This window comes from Pseudomonas sp. FW306-02-D09B, from assembly GCF_058782685.1.
On record NZ_JBYSXY010000001.1, the window covers coordinates 558,726 to 576,154 of the forward strand.

At 62.2% G+C, this 17,429-nt stretch carries 14 protein-coding genes and 1 tRNA gene; 1 reads left to right on the plus strand and 14 read right to left on the minus strand.

All coding sequences use genetic code 11. The features are described from left to right. The first annotated feature begins 27 nt into the window (after window positions 1-27). Window positions 28-1,047, plus strand: coding sequence for a magnesium transporter (locus AC3WK5_RS02665; protein ID WP_103314640.1), 1,020 nt, complete (start codon window positions 28-30; stop codon window positions 1,045-1,047). Window positions 1,048-1,107: 60 nt separating this feature from the next. Here AC3WK5_RS02665 and AC3WK5_RS02670 read toward each other — a convergent pair. From AC3WK5_RS02670 to sufC, 14 genes are all read right to left on the minus strand, one after another. Beyond that, window positions 1,108-1,203 (minus strand) — tRNA-Sec (locus tag AC3WK5_RS02670). Window positions 1,204-1,209: 6 nt separating this feature from the next. Beyond that, complete coding sequence (gene selB, locus AC3WK5_RS02675) at window positions 1,210-3,129, minus strand: selenocysteine-specific translation elongation factor (protein WP_103314638.1); 1,920 nt, start codon at window positions 3,127-3,129, stop codon at window positions 1,210-1,212. After that, window positions 3,126-4,556, minus strand: a complete 1,431-nt coding sequence (gene selA, locus AC3WK5_RS02680; protein WP_103314636.1) for an L-seryl-tRNA(Sec) selenium transferase — start codon at window positions 4,554-4,556, stop codon at window positions 3,126-3,128. The genes selB and selA overlap by 4 nt, the downstream gene beginning before the upstream one ends. 86 nt (window positions 4,557-4,642) lie before the next feature. Then, entirely contained in the window at window positions 4,643-5,569 is a 927-nt protein-coding gene (fdhE, locus tag AC3WK5_RS02685) for a formate dehydrogenase accessory protein FdhE (protein ID WP_103314634.1), read from the minus strand. A 4-nt stretch (window positions 5,570-5,573) separates the two neighbouring features. Continuing rightward, the gene (locus AC3WK5_RS02690) at window positions 5,574-6,227 is read right to left on the minus strand and encodes a formate dehydrogenase subunit gamma (protein ID WP_103314632.1); all 654 of its coding nucleotides are present in this window, start codon (window positions 6,225-6,227) and stop codon (window positions 5,574-5,576) included. Then, window positions 6,224-7,174: a formate dehydrogenase subunit beta gene (gene fdxH, locus AC3WK5_RS02695; protein WP_054597364.1), complete on the minus strand. Its 951-nt coding sequence runs from the start codon at window positions 7,172-7,174 to the stop codon at window positions 6,224-6,226. The genes AC3WK5_RS02690 and fdxH overlap by 4 nt, the downstream gene beginning before the upstream one ends. Beyond that, window positions 7,174-10,239: a formate dehydrogenase-N subunit alpha gene (gene fdnG / locus AC3WK5_RS02700; RefSeq protein ID WP_146039789.1), complete on the minus strand. Its 3,066-nt coding sequence runs from the start codon at window positions 10,237-10,239 to the stop codon at window positions 7,174-7,176. Before fdnG ends, fdxH begins: the two co-directional genes overlap by 1 nt. A gap of 144 nt (window positions 10,240-10,383) precedes the next feature. Beyond that, the gene (locus AC3WK5_RS02705) at window positions 10,384-10,731 is read right to left on the minus strand and encodes a carboxymuconolactone decarboxylase family protein (protein WP_054597361.1); all 348 of its coding nucleotides are present in this window, start codon (window positions 10,729-10,731) and stop codon (window positions 10,384-10,386) included. A gap of 42 nt (window positions 10,732-10,773) precedes the next feature. Then, entirely contained in the window at window positions 10,774-12,762 is a 1,989-nt protein-coding gene (locus tag AC3WK5_RS02710; protein WP_103314626.1) for a thioredoxin domain-containing protein, read from the minus strand. 24 nt (window positions 12,763-12,786) lie between these two features. Then, entirely contained in the window at window positions 12,787-13,620 is an 834-nt protein-coding gene (sufT, locus tag AC3WK5_RS02715; RefSeq protein WP_177474723.1) for a putative Fe-S cluster assembly protein SufT, read from the minus strand. Window positions 13,621-13,626: 6 nt separating this feature from the next. After that, window positions 13,627-14,085 carry a Fe-S cluster assembly sulfur transfer protein SufU gene (sufU, locus tag AC3WK5_RS02720; protein ID WP_103314624.1) on the minus strand — a complete coding sequence of 153 codons (459 nt, stop codon included), beginning with the start codon at window positions 14,083-14,085 and terminating at the stop codon, window positions 13,627-13,629. After that, window positions 14,082-15,356 (minus strand): cysteine desulfurase, encoded by a 1,275-nt coding sequence (locus AC3WK5_RS02725; RefSeq protein WP_103314622.1) that lies wholly within the window; start codon window positions 15,354-15,356, stop codon window positions 14,082-14,084. Before AC3WK5_RS02725 ends, sufU begins: the two co-directional genes overlap by 4 nt. Beyond that, window positions 15,353-16,663, minus strand: coding sequence for a Fe-S cluster assembly protein SufD (gene sufD / locus AC3WK5_RS02730; protein ID WP_103314620.1), 1,311 nt, complete (start codon window positions 16,661-16,663; stop codon window positions 15,353-15,355). Before sufD ends, AC3WK5_RS02725 begins: the two co-directional genes overlap by 4 nt. Beyond that, window positions 16,660-17,424: a Fe-S cluster assembly ATPase SufC gene (gene sufC, locus AC3WK5_RS02735; RefSeq protein WP_103314618.1), complete on the minus strand. Its 765-nt coding sequence runs from the start codon at window positions 17,422-17,424 to the stop codon at window positions 16,660-16,662. Before sufC ends, sufD begins: the two co-directional genes overlap by 4 nt. Between the last annotated feature and the right edge of the window lie 5 nt (window positions 17,425-17,429).

Below are 17,429 nucleotides of genomic sequence, written 5' to 3' on the forward strand. Positions count from 1 at the left end.
TCAAAACAGCTATGGGGACTACCTCAAATGTCAATGGCAAGCGCTACCCCTTCCACCTTCAAGGACATCCGCCTGAAAGACACAGTAGTGTCTTACATGAGCCCTCTGCTCATTACCGTGACCGGCAACATGACGGTCATCCAGGCCAGGGAACATCTGCTCAAGCAACTGCCGGACGATGATATTCCGGCCCACATCTTTGTCACCGACCCGCGCAGCGCTTTGCATGGCCAGCTGTCGGTGAAAACACTGCTCACCGAGAAAAACACTGACCTTTGCGTTCGCGATCTGATGCTGCCCATCCGCTATTCGGTTTCGCCGAATCAGCTCCGGCACGATGTCGCGCCCGAGCTGATCGAGAAAGGCGTGGACATCGTTCCCGTGGTCAGCGAAGGCCGGCTACTGGGCGTGCTGTATGAAAAAGAAATCGCGACGCTGATTCAGGACGAAGGCACCGACGACGCTCAACGCCAGGGTGCCAGCCTGCCGCTGGAAACGCCCTACCTCAGCACGAGCCCGTGGAGTTTGTGGAAAAAGCGCTTGCCGTGGCTACTGCTGCTGTTTCTCGCCGAGGCCTACACCAGCACCATCTTGCAAGTATTCGAAGAGCAGCTTGAAGCCGCCATCGCCCTGGCCTTCTTCATTCCCCTGCTGATCGGCACTGGCGGCAACAGCGGCACCCAGATCACCTCCACGCTGGTACGGGCCATGGCCCTGGGCGAAGTCAGCCTGCGCAATGTCGGCACGGTGCTGCGCAAGGAAGTGACCACTTCCTTCATGATCGCGCTGGCCATCGGTGTCGTGGCCTGGATTCGGGCGTGGATGCTGGGAGTGGGATCGGAAATCGCCATGGTGGTCTGCCTGACGCTGGTCGCTATCACTATCTGGAGCGCCGTCGTCTCATCGATCATCCCGATGCTGTTAAGAAAACTGCGCATTGATCCAGCCGTGGTTTCTGCTCCCTTCATCGCGACCTTTATCGACGGTACCGGCCTGGTCATTTATTTCAACATCGCCAAACTGGTGATGACCGACCTGCCGGCTTAAGCCACTCACCAGACAGCCCCGAATCGCCAGATGCCGGGGCCGTCTTGTTTTTGAAAAAAATGGCGGAAGGCAGCAGGAGTCGAACCTGCCCGGGAACGGCTGCCGTCCCCAACCGGGTTTGAAGCCCGGCCGCGCCACCGGACGCGATTGCCTTCCTTGATGTCAGCTCTCAGGTCGCTGTGCCAGGGCATTGTCCGAACGGATAAGACGCTGGTCGCCAAGTCTGCGGGTCAAGCCGATCCGGTCGAAGAACTCGAGTATCTGGATGCAGCGCTTGCGACCGATCCCTACCCTGTCGCGAAACGCCGCCACCTGAATCAACGAATGGTTGTCGACCAGTTGCAACAGCATAGCCGCCAGTTGGTGCACCGACGCGTCGAGGTAAAACAAGTCACGGACGACCTGGTGAACCAGCCCTAATCTCGCCATTTTGCGCAGCAGCAAGCGCACCGCCGCTTCGTCACGGCCGATGGCGCTGGCCAGGTTGCGCACCCAGGGTGGATCGAAGCCCGCTTGCTCGAACAATGGCTGCAACTGCTGCCACATGGTCTCGTCTGCTTCGCTCAGTAGCACCTGGTGTTCGGGTAAGTGCAGCCAGGGTCCACTGACTGCAATGGCACCGCTGGACAGCAGTTCGTCGAGCAGACTGATGAAGGTTGGTCGGTCCAGCGACATGGCCGAAAACCGCCGTAAGCGATCCCGGTCCGGGCCCAGCTCATCCGGTTCAAGTTGATGAAAGTGCGCCAGGTGTTCCAGCAACGAAACCTTCAGCGCCTCCCAGCGTTCGGAGTTGAACACTAACGGACCTTGGCGTGTGGCAATGACACGGACATCTGCCGGTAAATGCCAGGTGCTGCGCAGGCGATTGAACTGGCGTTCCAGGCGCACTGGGTCAAGCCCCGCCTCACTGTTGGCCAGCAGCACTGGCAGTATTTGCTCCAGGCTTTCGCCAGTGGCCAGCGCTTGCAACTGCATCAGCCTGGCCGGAACGCGACGTTGGCGGGCCGGTGCAAACGGATCGAGCACCCGTCCTCCGCCGAGGGTGCGCCGCGCACTCTGGTCGCGCATGACCAGACGGTCGCCATGCACCGCCTGCAACGGCGCGTTCAGTAACAACTGCGCGAACATCCGCGCCCCCGGTTCCAGGCGTGTGCCCTCCAGCAAGGCGACCCGGGCGGTGACATCCTGAGTGCCCAGATGCACGTGCACCGGGCTGAAATGTTCGAAGGCGCGTGGTTCGCTGGTCAGCAACTGCATCTCGATGTCCAGGCGCTGCGTGGGTGCGAACAGCCACTCGGCCAGCAGCCAGTCACCGCGATGGATCTGTTCCAGGGCAAGGCGTTCGGCACTCAGGTTCAACGCCACCCGCTGCCCGGCCCACGCCTCGACGACCACATGATTCTGCGCATGCAAATTCCGCACTCGCACAGGCTTGCCTGTCTGGCCCAGCAGGAGTGTGTCGCCCACCCTCACCTGCCCAGCCAGCGCTGTGCCGGTGACCACAATACCGGCGCCGGCGACGCTGAAAGCGCGGTCGATTGCCAGACGGAATCCTCCGCTGGCGCTGCGCTGCCGGACCTCATGCTGGGCGGCCAACAATGCCTGGCGCAGGGCTTCAACGCCCTCCCCGGTCAGGCTCGACACGGCGAACTGCGGCGCGCCGCAATAGGGCCCCGGCGCCAGCAACGCGGCGACCTGGGCGTGTACCGACTGCACCTGTGCCGGCTCGACCCGGTCGATTTTGCTGATCACCACTAGCGCCTTTGGGATCCCCAGCAGCTCGACAATCGCCAAGTGCTCGCGAGTCTGGGGCATGACCCCGTCATCGGCGGCCACTACCAGCAACACCAGATCAATGCCCTGAGCGCCGGCGAGCATGTTGTGGATGAAGCGCTCATGCCCCGGCACGTCGATAAAACCGGTCATGTCCGCCCCAGGTTCCAGCGGCGCATAAAGGAAGCCCAGGTCGATGGTGATACCGCGTTCGCGTTCTTCCCGGTGGCGATCGCCGGCCTGTCCTGTCAGGGCTTTGAGCAAGGCCGTTTTGCCGTGGTCAATGTGTCCAGCGGTGCCGACGATCACCTTGCCTCCCCCACTCCTTGCAGCAGCTCGAGTTGAGCGAGCCAGACCGCTTCGTCGTCGAGTTGGCGCAAGTCCAGCCACAGCGCATCGTCGTCGATGCGACCGAGCACCGGAATGGGCAAGGCTCGAAAAGCCGCTTCCAGGCCATGCAGTTGCCGACCACGCAAGCGTTTGGACACGTGCGGACGCAGACACAACGCGGCGCTTGGCAAGCGGGCAATCGGTTGGCTGCCACTGCCGATCATCCCCAACGCCGGCAGCGCCGCTACTGCCCAGCCGTCGCCCAGCACACCTGCCAGCAGCGGACACAGGCGTTCGGCCTGAGCAAGGATATCGGCTTGCGGGCGGGTGAGCAGGCGCAGGCTGGGCAAGCGTTCGGCCAATCGATCAGGGTCGCGATACAAACCCAGCACGGCTTCGAGGGCGGCCAGGGTCAGTTTGTCTACGCGCAACGCCCGCTTGAGCGGGTTCTTCTTGATACGGGCGATCAGCTCCTTGCGACCGACGATCAATCCCGCCTGAGGACCTCCAAGCAATTTGTCACCACTGAAGGTGACGATATCGGCCCCGTCAACCAGCGCCTGGCGCACTGTCGGTTCGGCGGGCAGGCCCCAGCGGGTCAGGTCCAGCAGACTGCCGCTGCCCAGATCTTCCAGCAATGGCAGCCCGTGCCGGTGGGCCAGTTGCGCCAGTTCGGCGGTCGGCACCTGGGCAGTAAAACCTTGAATGCTGTAATTGCTGGCGTGGACGCGCATCAACAAGCCGCTGCGTGGGCCGATGGCGGCTTCGTAGTCGCGGGGATGGGTGCGGTTGGTGGTGCCGACTTCATGCAGTCTGACCCCGGCCCGCGCCATGATGTCGGGGATGCGGAATGCCCCGCCGATTTCGATCAGCTCGCCACGGGAGATGATCCCCTCTTTACGCGCGCCCAGGCTGTTGAGTGCGAGCAACACGGCGGCTGCGTTGTTGTTGACCACCGTCACCGCCTCGGCACCGGTCAGCTCGCGTATCAGGCCTTCGATCAGATCATCACGATCACCGCGCTTGCCACTTGCCAGGTCGAATTCCAGATTCAGCGGATAACGGGCAGCCTGTTGCACCGCCTCGATCGCTTCCTCCGGCAACAGTGCCCGACCGAGGTTGGTATGCAGTACCGTGCCGGTGAGGTTGAACACTCGCCGGACCCGACTGCGGTACTGATTTGCCAGGCGTTCGCCGGCCCTCCCCGCCAATACCTGAGCCGTGAGCTCAAGGGCGTCAAGCTGACCCCGTTGCACCGGTTCACGCACATCGTCGAGCAACTGTCGCAGAGTCGCGAGCAAGGCATCGCGGCCATAACGTTCAGCCAGCGGCTGGCAGGCGGCGTTGCGCAACAGGCTATCGATGGAAGGTAAACGCGCGGGGACGCTGGCAAGTTTTGCGGGCATCAAGGGGGCTCCCTGAAACGGTTGGCCGTCGCGGGAGTGGAATGAAACAGGCTCCGGTCCCGGAAACCTGAGTGTAGCCGCTGAGATCAATCTCCCCCTGGCGCCAGCATCAGGTTCGGTGCCAGACGCTGGTAGCCGTCCAGGTCCAGGCGCATGTCCAGCATCAAGCTGGCGAGGTCCGCCGACAGCGCTTCGGCGTCAGCGTCGTTTTCCAGGTACAGCAGTTTCAGGTAACTGTTGCAGCCGGGGCAGATTTCAGCCCGCAGTGGCGCCTGGTTGGCCGTATGCCGATCATCCTCGAAACTGACGTATTTGAGTCCTTTGCTTTGTTCGCAGTAGACGCATTTGACCCGCACCACATGCCATTCGCAGGCACACAGCGAACACACCAGGTAACGCAACCCGTTGTATTTTCCCCGCTGGTGAATCACCCCGGCCATGGCCGGCGAACCGCAGGCCGGGCATTGGCCAAGGCTGGCGCACGGCTTCAGTTCACTAACCGGCATGCCGAGCAGCCAGTGGCTCCATGCCGCCTGCAAGGCCGCACCGAGAAACGGCACCAGCGCCGCTGGCAGCCCTGCATACTGGCCGTTGAGCAAGGCAATCGCCCAGACCTTGCGCTGCCCGACGCTAGCGGAGTGCAAGGTTGCCACGGCACTTTTCACAGCCGAGCGCGGCGGTGCCTGGTAACGCCGCAGCATGGTTTCCAGGTACGGCAGCCAACCGTCTTCGCGCACCAGACTGTCGGCAGCCAGCGGTGGCAATCCGTGCTCCTGGCACAACAACAGACGCTCAGGGTCTGGGGCCAGGGCCAGCGGTGGCTCGTCCAACAGGCTTTGCTGGACGTAACACAGGTCGGCGACCAGCCGCAGGAAATCGGCCAGCGGATGCCCATTGGCCAATCGCTCCAGGCGCATCGCACGCAAGGTGAACAGGTTGGGCGGCGGCAGGCGCAGGAACGGCGGCGTGCTCGCCGCCGCCTCGATTTCTCCGGGCTTGAGTATCGTGCTCAAGGCATCATCCTTTCTTGCTTATCTGGCTGTCAGGGTTCTCGTCGTGCGTCACCTCGCGGTACCAGAGCGCATGATGTTTCTTCGCCCAGGCACGGCTGACCCCGCCATGCAGCATTGCGCTGACCGAGCCCTTGATCCAGAGGCCGGCGTAGATGTGCACGATAATGCTCAGCACCAGCACGAAAGCCGCCAGCGCATGCAACAGCATCGCCAGGCGAATCGAGGTGATGCCGAAGTACTGGCTGAAATAGGCCCGCCAGATCACCACACCGCTCAGCAGCAATATCAGCATGCAGGCCAGCAAGGTCCAGAACAGCAGCTTCTGCCCGGGGTTGTATTTGCCGATGGGCGGTACGCCTTCCTCCTCATTGCGCATCACCCGGTTGACCCGTTTGAGCCACAGGCGGTCGTTGGCAATAAAGACATTGGCCCGCCAGAAGCTGATCACCAGCCCCAGGAACAACACGAACATCAGCACGCCCATGAAGGGGTGCAGGATGCGCGTCCACGGCCCGCCGCCAAACAACTCGCTGAGCCAGAACAGCGACGGGTGGAACAGTGCCAGACCCGACAGGGCCGCCATGAAAAACAGAATCGCCACCAGCCAGTGATTGGTGCGTTCGTTGGCGTTGTAGCGCAGGATCGTTTTGTCTTTCATGGTCGCCTGTCCTCCTGCGATCCTGGCGTGTTCGGGTCATAGACATGCACCGTCGGGTCGACTTCATGCACGCTGGAATCCTTGCCGGGCGGGTGTTCGTCTTCCTCGACACGCTGCGGGCCGATGCGCACGTAATGGAAGAAACCCGCCAGCACTGCAGCGCCCATGGCCAACAACGCCAGTGGTTTGCTCACGCCTTTCCACAGCCCGACCAATGGGCTGATGACCGGCTGGTTCGGCAAGCCGGCGTACAGCGATGGCTGGTCGGCGTGGTGCAGGACGTACATCACATGCGTGCCGCCGACGCCGGCGGGATCGTACAGGCCGGCGTTGTCGAAGCCCCGTGACTTGAGGTCGACGATGCGCTCGGCGGCGTGTTCCTTCATGTCCTCCTTGCTGCCGAACACGATGGCCCCGGTCGGGCAGGTCTTGACGCACGCCGGTTCCAGCCCGACCGCCACCCGGTCCGAACACAGCGTGCACTTGTAGGCCTTGTGGTCTTTGCGCGAAATGCGCGGAATGTTGAAGGGGCAGCCAGTGATGCAATAACCGCAGCCGATGCAATGGTCCTGATCGAAGTCGACAATGCCGTTGGCGTGCTTGATGATCGCCCCAGGACTTGGGCACGCCGCGAGGCAGCCAGGTTCGGCGCAGTGCATGCAGCCGTCCTTGCGAATCAGCCATTCGAGGTTGCCGGCATCGGTTTCGTGCTCGGTGAAGCGCATCAGGGTCCAGGTCTCGGCGCTGAGATCCTGCGGGTTGTCGTAGGTTCCATGGTTGTGGCCGACCTCGTCGCGCAATTCATTCCATTCCGAACAGGCGACCTGGCAGGCCTTGCAACCGATGCACTTGGTGGTATCGATGAGTTTGGCGACTTCCTCCTGTTGACGTACCGAGGGCGGCAAGGTGGTGGTGGCCGAACGGGCAATGATGTCTTGGTTGGCCATCAGATTTTCTCCACATTGACCAGGAACGACTTGGATTCCGGGGTCTGTGTATTGCCGTCACCGAGGAACGGCACCAGGGTGTTTGTCAGGTAGCCATGCCGGGTTGCCCCGGTGAACCCCCAGTGCAACGGAATGCCGATATGGTGCACGGTCTGGTTGTTGACCTGCAGCGGACGAATCCGCTTGGTCACTACCGCCACCGCTTCGATATGCCCGCGCTTGGAGCTGACCCTTACCCGGTCGCCAGCGGCAATCCCCTTCTCCTTGGCCAGGGCTTCACCAATCTCGACGAACTGCTCGGGCTGGGTGATGGCATTGATCGGGCAATGCTTGGTCCAGAAGTGGAAGTGCTCGGTGAGCCGGTAGCTCGTGGCGGCATAGGGGAAATCCTTCGCCGTCCCGAGCGACTCCCAGACCGAATCGAAGATGCGCCCAGCCGGGTTGCTGGTCGCCTTCTTGTTGGTGGGGTGCAGCGGGTTGATGCCGATAGGCGTTTCGAACGGTTCGTAATGTTCCGGGAAGGGACCTTCGTTCATCTTGTCGAGGGCGAAGAAACGCGCCACCCCTTCGGGGTTCATGATGAACGGGTTCATGCCTGCTTCCGGCGGTACGTCGGCCTTGTAGTCGGGCACGTCGGTGCCGCCCCAGGACTTGCCGTTCCACCACACCAGGCGCTTTTTCGGATCCCAGGGTTGGCCTTTCGGATCGGCTGAGGCGCGGTTGTAGAGGATGCGCCGGTTCATCGGCCAGGCCCACGCCCATCCCAGATTCTGCTTCATCCCGAAAGGGTCGCTGTTGTCGCGGCGGGCCATCTGGTTGCCCTGCTCGGTCCAGCTACCGCAGAAAATCCAGCAGCCAGACGCTGTGCTGCCGTCGTCCTTGAGCTGGCCAAAACCGGATAGCTGCTGCCCGGCCTTGAGCGTCGCGCCCGTAGCGTCGGTGACATCGGCAACCGCGTAGCCATTGAACTCCTTGGCAATCTCTTCCGGTGTCGGATCGTCAGGCACCTTGTAGGGCCAACTGAGCTTGAGAATCGGCTCGGCGAAGGCGCCGCCATTGGCCTGGTAGCGCTGACGCAAACGGATGAACAGCTCGCTCATGATCTTGATGTCGGTGCGTGCTTGTCCCGGGCCATTGGCGCCCTTCCAGTGCCATTGCAGCCAACGGCCGCTGTTGACCAGCGAGCCGTCCTCTTCAGCGAAGCAGGTGGTGGGCAGGCGGATGACTTCGGTCTGGATGCCGGCCGTTTCAACATCGTTGTAAGGCCCGACATTACGCCAGAATTCCGAGGTCTCGGTGGCGAGCGGGTCCATCACCACCAGCCACTTGAGTTTGGCCAGCGCGGCCATTACCCGGTTCTTGTCAGGTAAGGCGGCAATAGGATTGAAGCCCTGGCAGACGTAGCCGTTGACCTGCCCGCTGGACATCATGTCGAACACTTTGAGGATGTCGTAACCGGGGATATCGAGCTTCGGCAGCCAGTCGTAGCCCCAGTGGTTCTCGGCAGTAGCGTTGGCGCCGTACCAGGCCTTCATCAGGCTGACGTGGAACTTGCCGTAGTTCTGCCAATAAGACAGCTGTCCGGGCCGAAGTGGCTTGAGCGCACGCTTGGCAATGTAGGTGTCGTAGTCCTGTTCGGCATCGCCCGGCAAGGTCAGGTAGCCGGGCAGCAGGTTCGACAGCAACCCAAGGTCGGTCAGGCCTTGGATGTTGGAGTGCCCCCGCAGGGCATTGACGCCCCCGCCCGGCATGCCGACGTTGCCCAGCAGCAACTGCACCATGGCTGCGCTGCGAATCATCTGCGAGCCCGTCGAATGCTGGGTCCAGCCCAGTGCGTAGAGAATCGTCATGGTCTTGCCCGGTTGCGAGCAGGTGGCGATCTCTTCCCAGATCTTTTGCAGGGCATCTTGCGGCATGCCGCAGATCTGGCTGGTCAGCTCCAGGGTGTAGCGGCTGTAATGCTGCTTCATCAACTGGTAGACACAACGCGGGTGCATCAGGGATGGATCGACTTTGGCAAAACCGTCCTCGCCGATTTCATAGCCCCAGCTCGACTTGTCGCTGTAGGTGCGCTTGGTCGCGTCGTAGCCGGTAAACAGCCCGTCCTCGAAACCAAAGTCGGCCTTGACGATAAACGCCACGTCCGTATAGGCGTGCACGTACTCGTGCTGGATCTTGTTTTCAGTGAGCAAATAGTTGATCAGACCGCCCATGAAGGCGATGTCGGTGCCGGTACGAATCGGTGCGTAATAGTCGGCCACCGAGGCGGTACGGGTGAAACGCGGGTCGACCACGATCAATCGCGCCTGGTTGTGCGCTTTCGCTTCGGTCACCCATTTAAAACCACAGGGGTGGGCTTCGGCGGCGTTACCGCCCATGACCAGAACCAGATTCGCGTTGGCGATATCGGTCCAGTGGTTGGTCATCGCACCTCGGCCATACGTTGGGGCAAGACTTGCCACCGTCGGGCCATGTCAGACACGTGCCTGGTTATCGAACCCCAGCATGCCCAGACTGCGAACGACCTTATGGGTCATGTAACCGGCTTCGTTGGAGGACGCCGAGGCAGCGAGAAAACCCGTCGTCAGCCAACGGTTGACCGTTTGGCCCTTGGCATTCTTCTCGATGAAGTTGGCGTCACGGTCGGCCTTCATCAGGTCGGCGATGCGATCCAGCGCTTCATCCCACGATACCCGCGTCCACTCCTTGCTACCCGGCTTGCGTACTTGCGGATATTGCAGCCGGCTGGGGCTATGGACAAAGTCCAGCAGGCCTGCGCCTTTGGGGCACAGCGTGCCGCGATTGACCGGGTGATCGGCATCCCCTTCGATGTGGATGATGCTCTGGCTGACGTTCTTGGCCGCATCGCCCTGGCTGTACATGATCAAGCCGCAACCCACCGAACAGTAGGGGCAGGTATTGCGGGTTTCATGGGTATGGGCCAGCTTGAAGTGGCGGACTTGCTCGGCGAAGGCTGGCGCGGGTGCCATACCCAGCGCGGCCAGGCTGGAGCCTCCAAGGCCGATAGCGGCGACCTTGAAGAACTGACGACGGTTGAGGTCCATCGTGCGCTCCTGATCAGGTGGAGTTACCCGGAACGTGCCCGGGAAATCTTGGACGAACACGGTGACTGAACGACGGCCGCCGACACTTGAAACTATAGTCAAGATTGCACGGGATGTAATGGAACCCGGTCGTCGGCGGTGTACTCAGAGCTCCGGCGCGTCATTGCCTCTTTTCCCGATCACATCATCCACCCAGCTCATCGCCGCAATGACTGTCGGGAAGCCGATCGTGCTGGTCAATGCGATCAGTGCGTGATGGATCTCCTCAGTCGTCGCCCCGGCTGCCAGTGCCCGTCGGGTATGACTGTGCACTGCGCCTTCCGAGCGGATTGCTGCCGCGGCACCGAGCTGAATCAGTTGGACGGTTTTCTCTTCCAGCGGCCCAGCATGATGCACCGCTGTACCCAGGGCCTCCAAGGCACTGAAGTAATCAGGATATAGATGCTTGAGACGTTGGTACGTGTACGGGTTGTGGCTGTTCTTGTTGTCCATCGTTGTCTCCTCGCGTTGACGGTTTGATTCAATTCCGGCTCTTCACTTCAGGCAGCACTCTACAAGCTCCTCGGCGCTGGTTACCGGGGGTTCGCACGTGCGGTTTCGGCAGACATAGGCGCTGGTTTGCCCCGCGAGCGGATGCCGACCCGCGCCGATGGGCACATCCTCGGCAAAGGCCAGGACGCGTGCCGGCAGGTAGCGGCGCTGCAGCTTCACGACCAAGGTGCTGGCGGCGGAACGCTCGCCGGCAACGACGATGCTGATCGGGCCACGTTGCATCCAGTCCTGCGCCGCCAGCAGATGGGCGAAACCGAAGGGATTCTGCGCGGCTGCGGCGCGGTACATCGCCAAGACCTGCTCGGCACGCTCGTGGGAAAGCTCGCGGCCGGTCAGTTCAAAAAGTCTCAGGAAAGCCAACACGCAGGCCGAAGTTCCTGACGGCCAGGCACTGTCGTGCGGTGCCCGAGGCCTGTGCACCAGCGGCTCGCCATCGCTGGGCGTGAAGTAAAGTCCGTCCTCCCAGAACTTGGCGAGGATCACCTCGACCAGTTGCGTGGCGCGTTCGACATAACGTTTATCGAAGTCGCACTCGTAGAGATCGATCAAGGCGTTGGCAAGGAAGGCGTAGTCTTCGAGGAAGCCTGGAACCTTCGCCGTGCCCTCCCGCCAGGCCCGGTACAGGCCACCTTCGGGCGTCGAGAGTCGGTCCAGAATGAAATCGGCGGCGCGCCTCGCGGCGTCCAGATACGTTGTGGTTCCGGTCGCCTGGTATGCCGCGCAGAGCCCCTGGACCATTAACGCGTTCCAGCTGGTGAGGATGTTCTCGTCGCGCCCCGGACGAATACGCTGGGCACGCGCCAGCAATAACCTGCCACGCAGGCCCTTGAGCTCTAGTTCCTGCACCGCGTCCAGTGCGACTGCGCGGTGCAGCACCGTGCTGCCATGCTCGAAGTTGCCGTTGGCGGTGACGCCGTAAGCCCGGCAGGCCAGCGCGGCATCCGGCTCGCCGAGCGCGGCCTGCACTTGAGCGAGTGTCCACACGTAGAACTTGCCCTCTTCACCCTCGCTGTCAGCGTCTTCACTGGCGTAGAAACCGCCGTCAGGGTGAGTCATGTCACGCAGGATGTAGTCGATGGTTTCCTCGAACACACGCCGCCAGGCAGGCTTGCCGGTCTCGCGATAGGCATCGGCATAGAGCTTCACGAGCTGACCGTTGTCGTAGAGCATCTTTTCGAAATGAGGAATGGCCCAGTGTTCATCCACACAATAGCGAGCAAAACCGCCGCCGAGGTGATCATAGAGCCCGCTGGCGGCCATGCGATCAAGGGTCAACTCTACCGAATGCAGCAAATCCGGCTCGTGCAGACGCTGATAAAGACGCAGGACCAGATCATGGCAGGCCGGGTTGGGAAATTTCGGCGCGTTGCCCAGGCCGCCGTTCACCGGGTCGGTGTTTCGGGCAAACAACCGGGCAGCGGCAGCCGGCTGGTCTGGCTCCAGCGGTGTATCGCCCTCCAGCATTGACGCCTCCAACTTGCGGTAACCCTGAAGGAACTGCTCGACGTTCTGTTGCAGCGCCGCGCGGTTGTTCTGCCAGGCTTCACTCAGACCGAGCAGCAGTTGAGTGAAGCCCGGCCGACCATAACCGTCGTCTGGCGGGAAGTAAGTGCCGCCGAAGAACGGCTCGCGCTCGGCAGTCAGGAACACCGTTAACGGCCAGCCGCCGCCTTGCCCCATCATCTGCACGACTTGTTGATAGATGTCGTCGAGGTCAGGCCGTTCCTGGCGGTCGACTTTTATATTGATGAAGCGCTCGTTCATCAGGCGCGCGGTCTCGGGGTTCTCGAACGACTCGTGGGCCATCACATGACACCAGTGGCAGGCGGCATAGCCCAGCGACAGGTGAATGGGCTTGTCCTCGTCGCGCGCGCGGCGGAACGCTTCCTCGCTCCACGGATACCAATCGACGGGGTTCTCTGCGTGCTGCCGCAGATAGGGCGAAGTCTCTTTGGCGAGTCGATTGCTCATGGCTGGCTCCTCACGCCGGGTTCCTCAGAACAGCCCCAACTGCAAACGCGCCGCCTCGGACATGCGGCTTTGATCCCATGGCGGGTCCCAAACGATCTCGACTTCGACCTCGCTGACCCCAGGGATACTCCGGACCTTGGTGAGCGCCTCTTCTTTAAGCACGTCGCCCATTCCGCAACCGGGCGCGGTCATGGACATCTTGATCTCGACTCGCTGGCCGCCATCGGCAAGCAAACGGGTTTCACACTGATAGATCAACCCGAGATCGACCACATTGACCGGGATCTCCGGGTCGTAGACGGTGCGCAGCATGTCGAACACTTGCTGGACGTCGAACCCACCACTGCTCGTCTGGGGCTGCTCCTGCCGCTGAGCATCCCGCCCTAACGCATCGGCGTCAGCGGCGGCGATCCGTGCCAGCCGGCCCCTGGAGATTTGCACCGTGAAGCTGCCACCGAGCGCCTGGGTTACCACCACTCGCTCGCCACGGCCCAGTTGCAGTCGCTCCCCGCCCGGAATCAGGGTCACTGCGCAATCGCGCGTGAGTTCGATCGGTTGCAGGTAGCCCGGTTTATTCGGGTTATCGAAATGGAAGCCGGCGCCATGCAGGTCATACGTAAAATCGACGGACAAGCCATCCGCGCGCTCTGCGCTCGCGGGATCGAGCAACAGCTTGATGCCGTCTGCCTCAACCGTGATATCGCCTTCGGCAGCGCGTTCGAAGAAAAACTCATGCGCGAAATGCTCATCGATCCTGAGCCGCACTCCGCGCACATGCCCGTCCGCCAGGGCATCGAGCAAGACTTTGCGTGCCGGTTCGCGCAGGTGAATACGCGGGATTGATAATGTGGCTGCCATGGCTGATTACTCCGTCGTGACCTGCGAGGCGCCGCCTTCGAGGGCGCTACGCAGCGTGTGCCAGGCCAGAGTGGCGCACTTGACCCGCACCGGAAACTCCCAAACGCCTGAAAGCACCGCGAGTTTACCGAGCTCTGCGGGTGTTACCCGGGCGTTTGGCCCTTCGGTGAGCAACGTATGCACCCGGGCAAAAAGTGCCTGCGCCTCCTCCGGTTTTTTGCCCTTCACCGCCAGCGTCATCAGGGACGCCGAGGCCTGGGAAATGGCACAGCCGACGCCCTGAAAGCTGATGTCCTCGATCACCCCGTTCGCCAGCCGGAGATAAATCTTCAGCTGATCGCCGCACAGCGGATTGAAACCCTCCGCCGTACAGGTCGCGTCCGCAAGCGGGTGAAAGTTACGCGGCCGCTTACCGTGGTCGATGATCACGTCCTGGTAGAGGTCGCGCAGTTCGTCGCCACTCATCGGAACACCTCCTGAACTTTGGCCAGCCCGGCCACCAGTGCATCGATATCACGCTCGGTGCTGTAGCAGCCGAGCGACGCGCGAGCCGTGGCGGGCACGCCGAAACGGTTCATCAAGGGCTGTGCGCAGTGGTGCCCGGTGCGAATCGCGATCCCTTCGCGGTCAAGGATGGTGCCGATGTCGTGCGGGTGGATGCCGTCGAGGACAAACGAAAGAACACCGACCTTTTCTGCTGCCGTACCGATCAACCGCAGGCCGGGCAACGCCGCCAACGCCTTGGTGGCGTAGGCCTGCACGGCCTGCTCGTGAGCCGCAATCGCCCCAGGCCCCAGTTCAGCGAGAAAGTCGATCGCCGCACCAAGGCCGATAGCGCCGGCCATGTTCGGGGTCCCCGCTTCAAACTTGTACGGCGGTTTGTTGTAGACGGTTTTCTCGAAGCTGACCGAGAGAATCATGTCGCCGCCGCCCTGATAAGGCGGCATGCTTTCGAGCAGCTCGTGACGGCCGTAGAGCACGCCGATGCCGGTGGGGCCGTACATTTTATGGCCAGACAAGGCGTAGAAATCGCAGCCCAACGCTCGTACGTCGACCTTGAGGTGCGGAGCTGCCTGGGCGCCGTCGACCAGCACGCGTACGCCCCGCGCGTGGGCGAGCTCGACAATGCGCCGGATCGGGTTGATGGTGCCCAGCACATTGGAGACATGGGTCACCGCCACCAGTCGGGTCCTGGGCCCGATCAGCCGTTCCAGCTCATCGAGCAGCAGTTCGCCAGCGTCGTTGATCGGCGCCACCCGCAACCGCGCGCCAGTCTGCTCGCAGAGCATCTGCCACGGCACGATATTCGAATGGTGCTCCATGGCCGTGATCAGCACCTCGTCGCCTGCGCGGAGCTGAGTCTTGCCATAGGTTTGCGCCACGAGATTGACCGCTTCGGTCGTGCCGCGGACGAAGACGATCTCTTCGACGGATTCGGTATTGAGGAAACCCTGGACCTTGGCCCGAGCCTTCTCATACTCCTCGGTGGCGCGCACCGAGAGGTAATGCACGCCGCGGTGCACGTTGGCGTTCTCCTTGGAAAAGAAGTGCGACATGGCATCGATGACCGCCTGCGGCTTCTGGCTAGTCGCGGCACTGTCGAGGTAAATCAGCGGCTTGCCGTAGATCGTCTCCGCGAGGATCGGGAACGCCTGGCGCACACGTTCGACGTCGTAGCCTGGCGTAAGGTGGAGCGGTTTCGATAGCCCTTGAAGGCGGTTTTCGAGGTCGCTCATGCCGACACCTCCAGCCCGCGCAACTGCGCGGTGACCAGTCGCTGCACATGCTCGCGCAACGGCTCCAGTTCAATGAGCTCGAGCATCTCGCTGACGAACGCAAAGGTCAGCAGCGACCGCGCCGCCGCCAGCGGAATACCCCGTGAGCGCAGGTAGAAAATAGCCTGCTCATCGAGTTGGCCGACGGCGGCACCGTGAGCGCACTTGACGTCATCGGCGAAGATTTCCAGCCGGGGTTGGGTGTTGACCTGGGCCGACGTCGACAACAACAGATTCTTGTTGGTCTGGCTGGCATCGGTCTTCATCGCTCCCGGACGCACGATGATCCGTCCGTCAAAGATTCCATGCCCATGATCATCGATCACGCCTTTATAGCGCTCGCGGCTGGTGCACCGCGGGGCCCGATGCTCGATGGTCGTCTGATTGTCCAGGTGTTGCTGGCCTCGCGGCAGGTACAGACCGTTCAGCGCGACCTCTGCGCCGGGGCCTTCGAGTACCACGCGCAGCTCTTGCCGTGCCAGAGTGGCGCCCAATGCAAAAGAGTGCGAAGCGAAGTGACTGCCCGAAGCCTGGCGCACGCTGAGCAGCGCGACATGGTACGCCGCCGTGCTCTGGTTCTGCAGCGTGTAATGTTCAAGTACAGCGTCCGCGTCGAGCACCACCTCGCTGACAGCGTTACTCAGGTAGACCTCGCCCTCGCTGCCGACGTGGCTTTCCACCAGAATCGCCCGGCTCCCCGCCCCCACCCGCACCAAAACACGCGGATGTGTCACCCGTGGCGTAGTGCCCGGCTCCGAGAGGAACACCAGATGGATCGGTGCTTCGAGCGTCGTGTGGGCGGGTATCTGCACCAACGCCCCATCCTCGGCGAGCGCCGTATTCAGCGCCGTAAAGGCTTGCGATTGCACGCCGAACGCATGGGCAAACAGGGTTTCGAGCGTCCCACTGTCGGCGCGCAGCAGCGGCGCGAAATGGGTCACTTGGGTGCCTGGAGGTAGCCCCTTGAGTGCCGAGAGTTCAGTAGCGAAATAGCCATTGACGAAGACCAGCCGCGGGCCACGATAATCGCCGGCCAGCCGCTCGACACTGGTAGCAGACGGGTGCCGGCTCACGCCCGGTTCGGCAGGCTGGAAAGGGATCTCCAGGATGGACGCGACTCGCGTGTGCTTCCAGGCTTCGTCCTTGGCCGTGGGAAAGCCCAGTTCGGCCACCCGCTGGAACGCCTCGAGGCGTAACGCCTGCAGCCAGACAGGATGCCGGGCATCGGCCCGGGGCTCGAGCCTGGCGAGAAGCGCCGCGCTGTTCATGGCCTGGCTCCGGGCGCTGCAGAATCCTGCTCATAGCTCGCATAGCCGTGTTTCTCCAGCTCGACGGCCAATTCCTTGCCACCGGACTGCACGATTCGCCCGTTAGCCATGACATGCACGCGATCCGGGACGATGTAGTCGAGCAATCGTTGATAGTGGGTAATCACCAGCAGCGCACGATCCTTGCTGCGCAGCGCATTGACGCCGGCTGCGACTGTCCGCAGCGCGTCAATGTCGAGGCCCGAGTCGGTCTCGTCGAGGATTGCCAGCCGGGGTTCAAGAATCGCCATCTGGAAAATCTCGTTGCGCTTCTTCTCGCCGCCCGAGAAATCGACGTTGAGCGAGCGGTTCATGAAGCTTTGGTCCATCTCGACCAGTGCCATGCGCTCCTTGGCGAGCTCAAGAAAATCCAGCGCATCGAGTTCTTCAAGCCCGCGCTGCTTGCGCACGGCGTTGAGGGCCGTGCGCAGGAAGTAGAGGTTGCCGACGCCGGGAATTTCCACCGGGTACTGGAACGCGAGGAAAATCCCGGCGACCGCTCGCGCTTCCGGCGGCATGGCGAGCAGGTCCTGACCGTCATACAGCACCTCGCCGCTGACTTCATAAGTTTCAAGGCCTGCGAGGACCTGAGCCAGCGTGCTCTTGCCGGAGCCGTTTGGCCCCATGATCGCGTGCACTTCGCCCGCTTCCACCCGCAGCGTGATGCCCCGCAGGATTTCACGGCCGTCGACGCTGGCGTGCAGATCATTGATCTCGAGCATGCTCC

Bases quoted from the DNA above. Each gene is read 5' to 3' on its own strand.
- AC3WK5_RS02665 (WP_103314640.1), top strand. From the start codon at position 28: ATGTCAATGGCAAGCGCTACCCCTTCCACCTTCAAGGACATCCGCCTG.
- selA (WP_103314636.1), bottom strand. From the start codon at position 4,556: ATGCCCGCAAAACTTGCCAGCGTCCCCGCGCGTTTACCTTCCATCGAT.
- AC3WK5_RS02690 (WP_103314632.1), bottom strand. From the start codon at position 6,227: ATGAAAGACAAAACGATCCTGCGCTACAACGCCAACGAACGCACCAAT.
- fdxH (WP_054597364.1), bottom strand. From the start codon at position 7,174: ATGGCCAACCAAGACATCATTGCCCGTTCGGCCACCACCACCTTGCCG.
- AC3WK5_RS02705 (WP_054597361.1), bottom strand. From the start codon at position 10,731: ATGGACAACAAGAACAGCCACAACCCGTACACGTACCAACGTCTCAAG.
- AC3WK5_RS02710 (WP_103314626.1), bottom strand. From the start codon at position 12,762: ATGAGCAATCGACTCGCCAAAGAGACTTCGCCCTATCTGCGGCAGCAC.
- sufT (WP_177474723.1), bottom strand. From the start codon at position 13,620: ATGGCAGCCACATTATCAATCCCGCGTATTCACCTGCGCGAACCGGCA.
- sufU (WP_103314624.1), bottom strand. From the start codon at position 14,085: ATGAGTGGCGACGAACTGCGCGACCTCTACCAGGACGTGATCATCGAC.
- AC3WK5_RS02725 (WP_103314622.1), bottom strand. From the start codon at position 15,356: ATGAGCGACCTCGAAAACCGCCTTCAAGGGCTATCGAAACCGCTCCAC.
- sufD (WP_103314620.1), bottom strand. From the start codon at position 16,663: ATGAACAGCGCGGCGCTTCTCGCCAGGCTCGAGCCCCGGGCCGATGCC.
- sufC (WP_103314618.1), bottom strand. From the start codon at position 17,424: ATGCTCGAGATCAATGATCTGCACGCCAGCGTCGACGGCCGTGAAATC.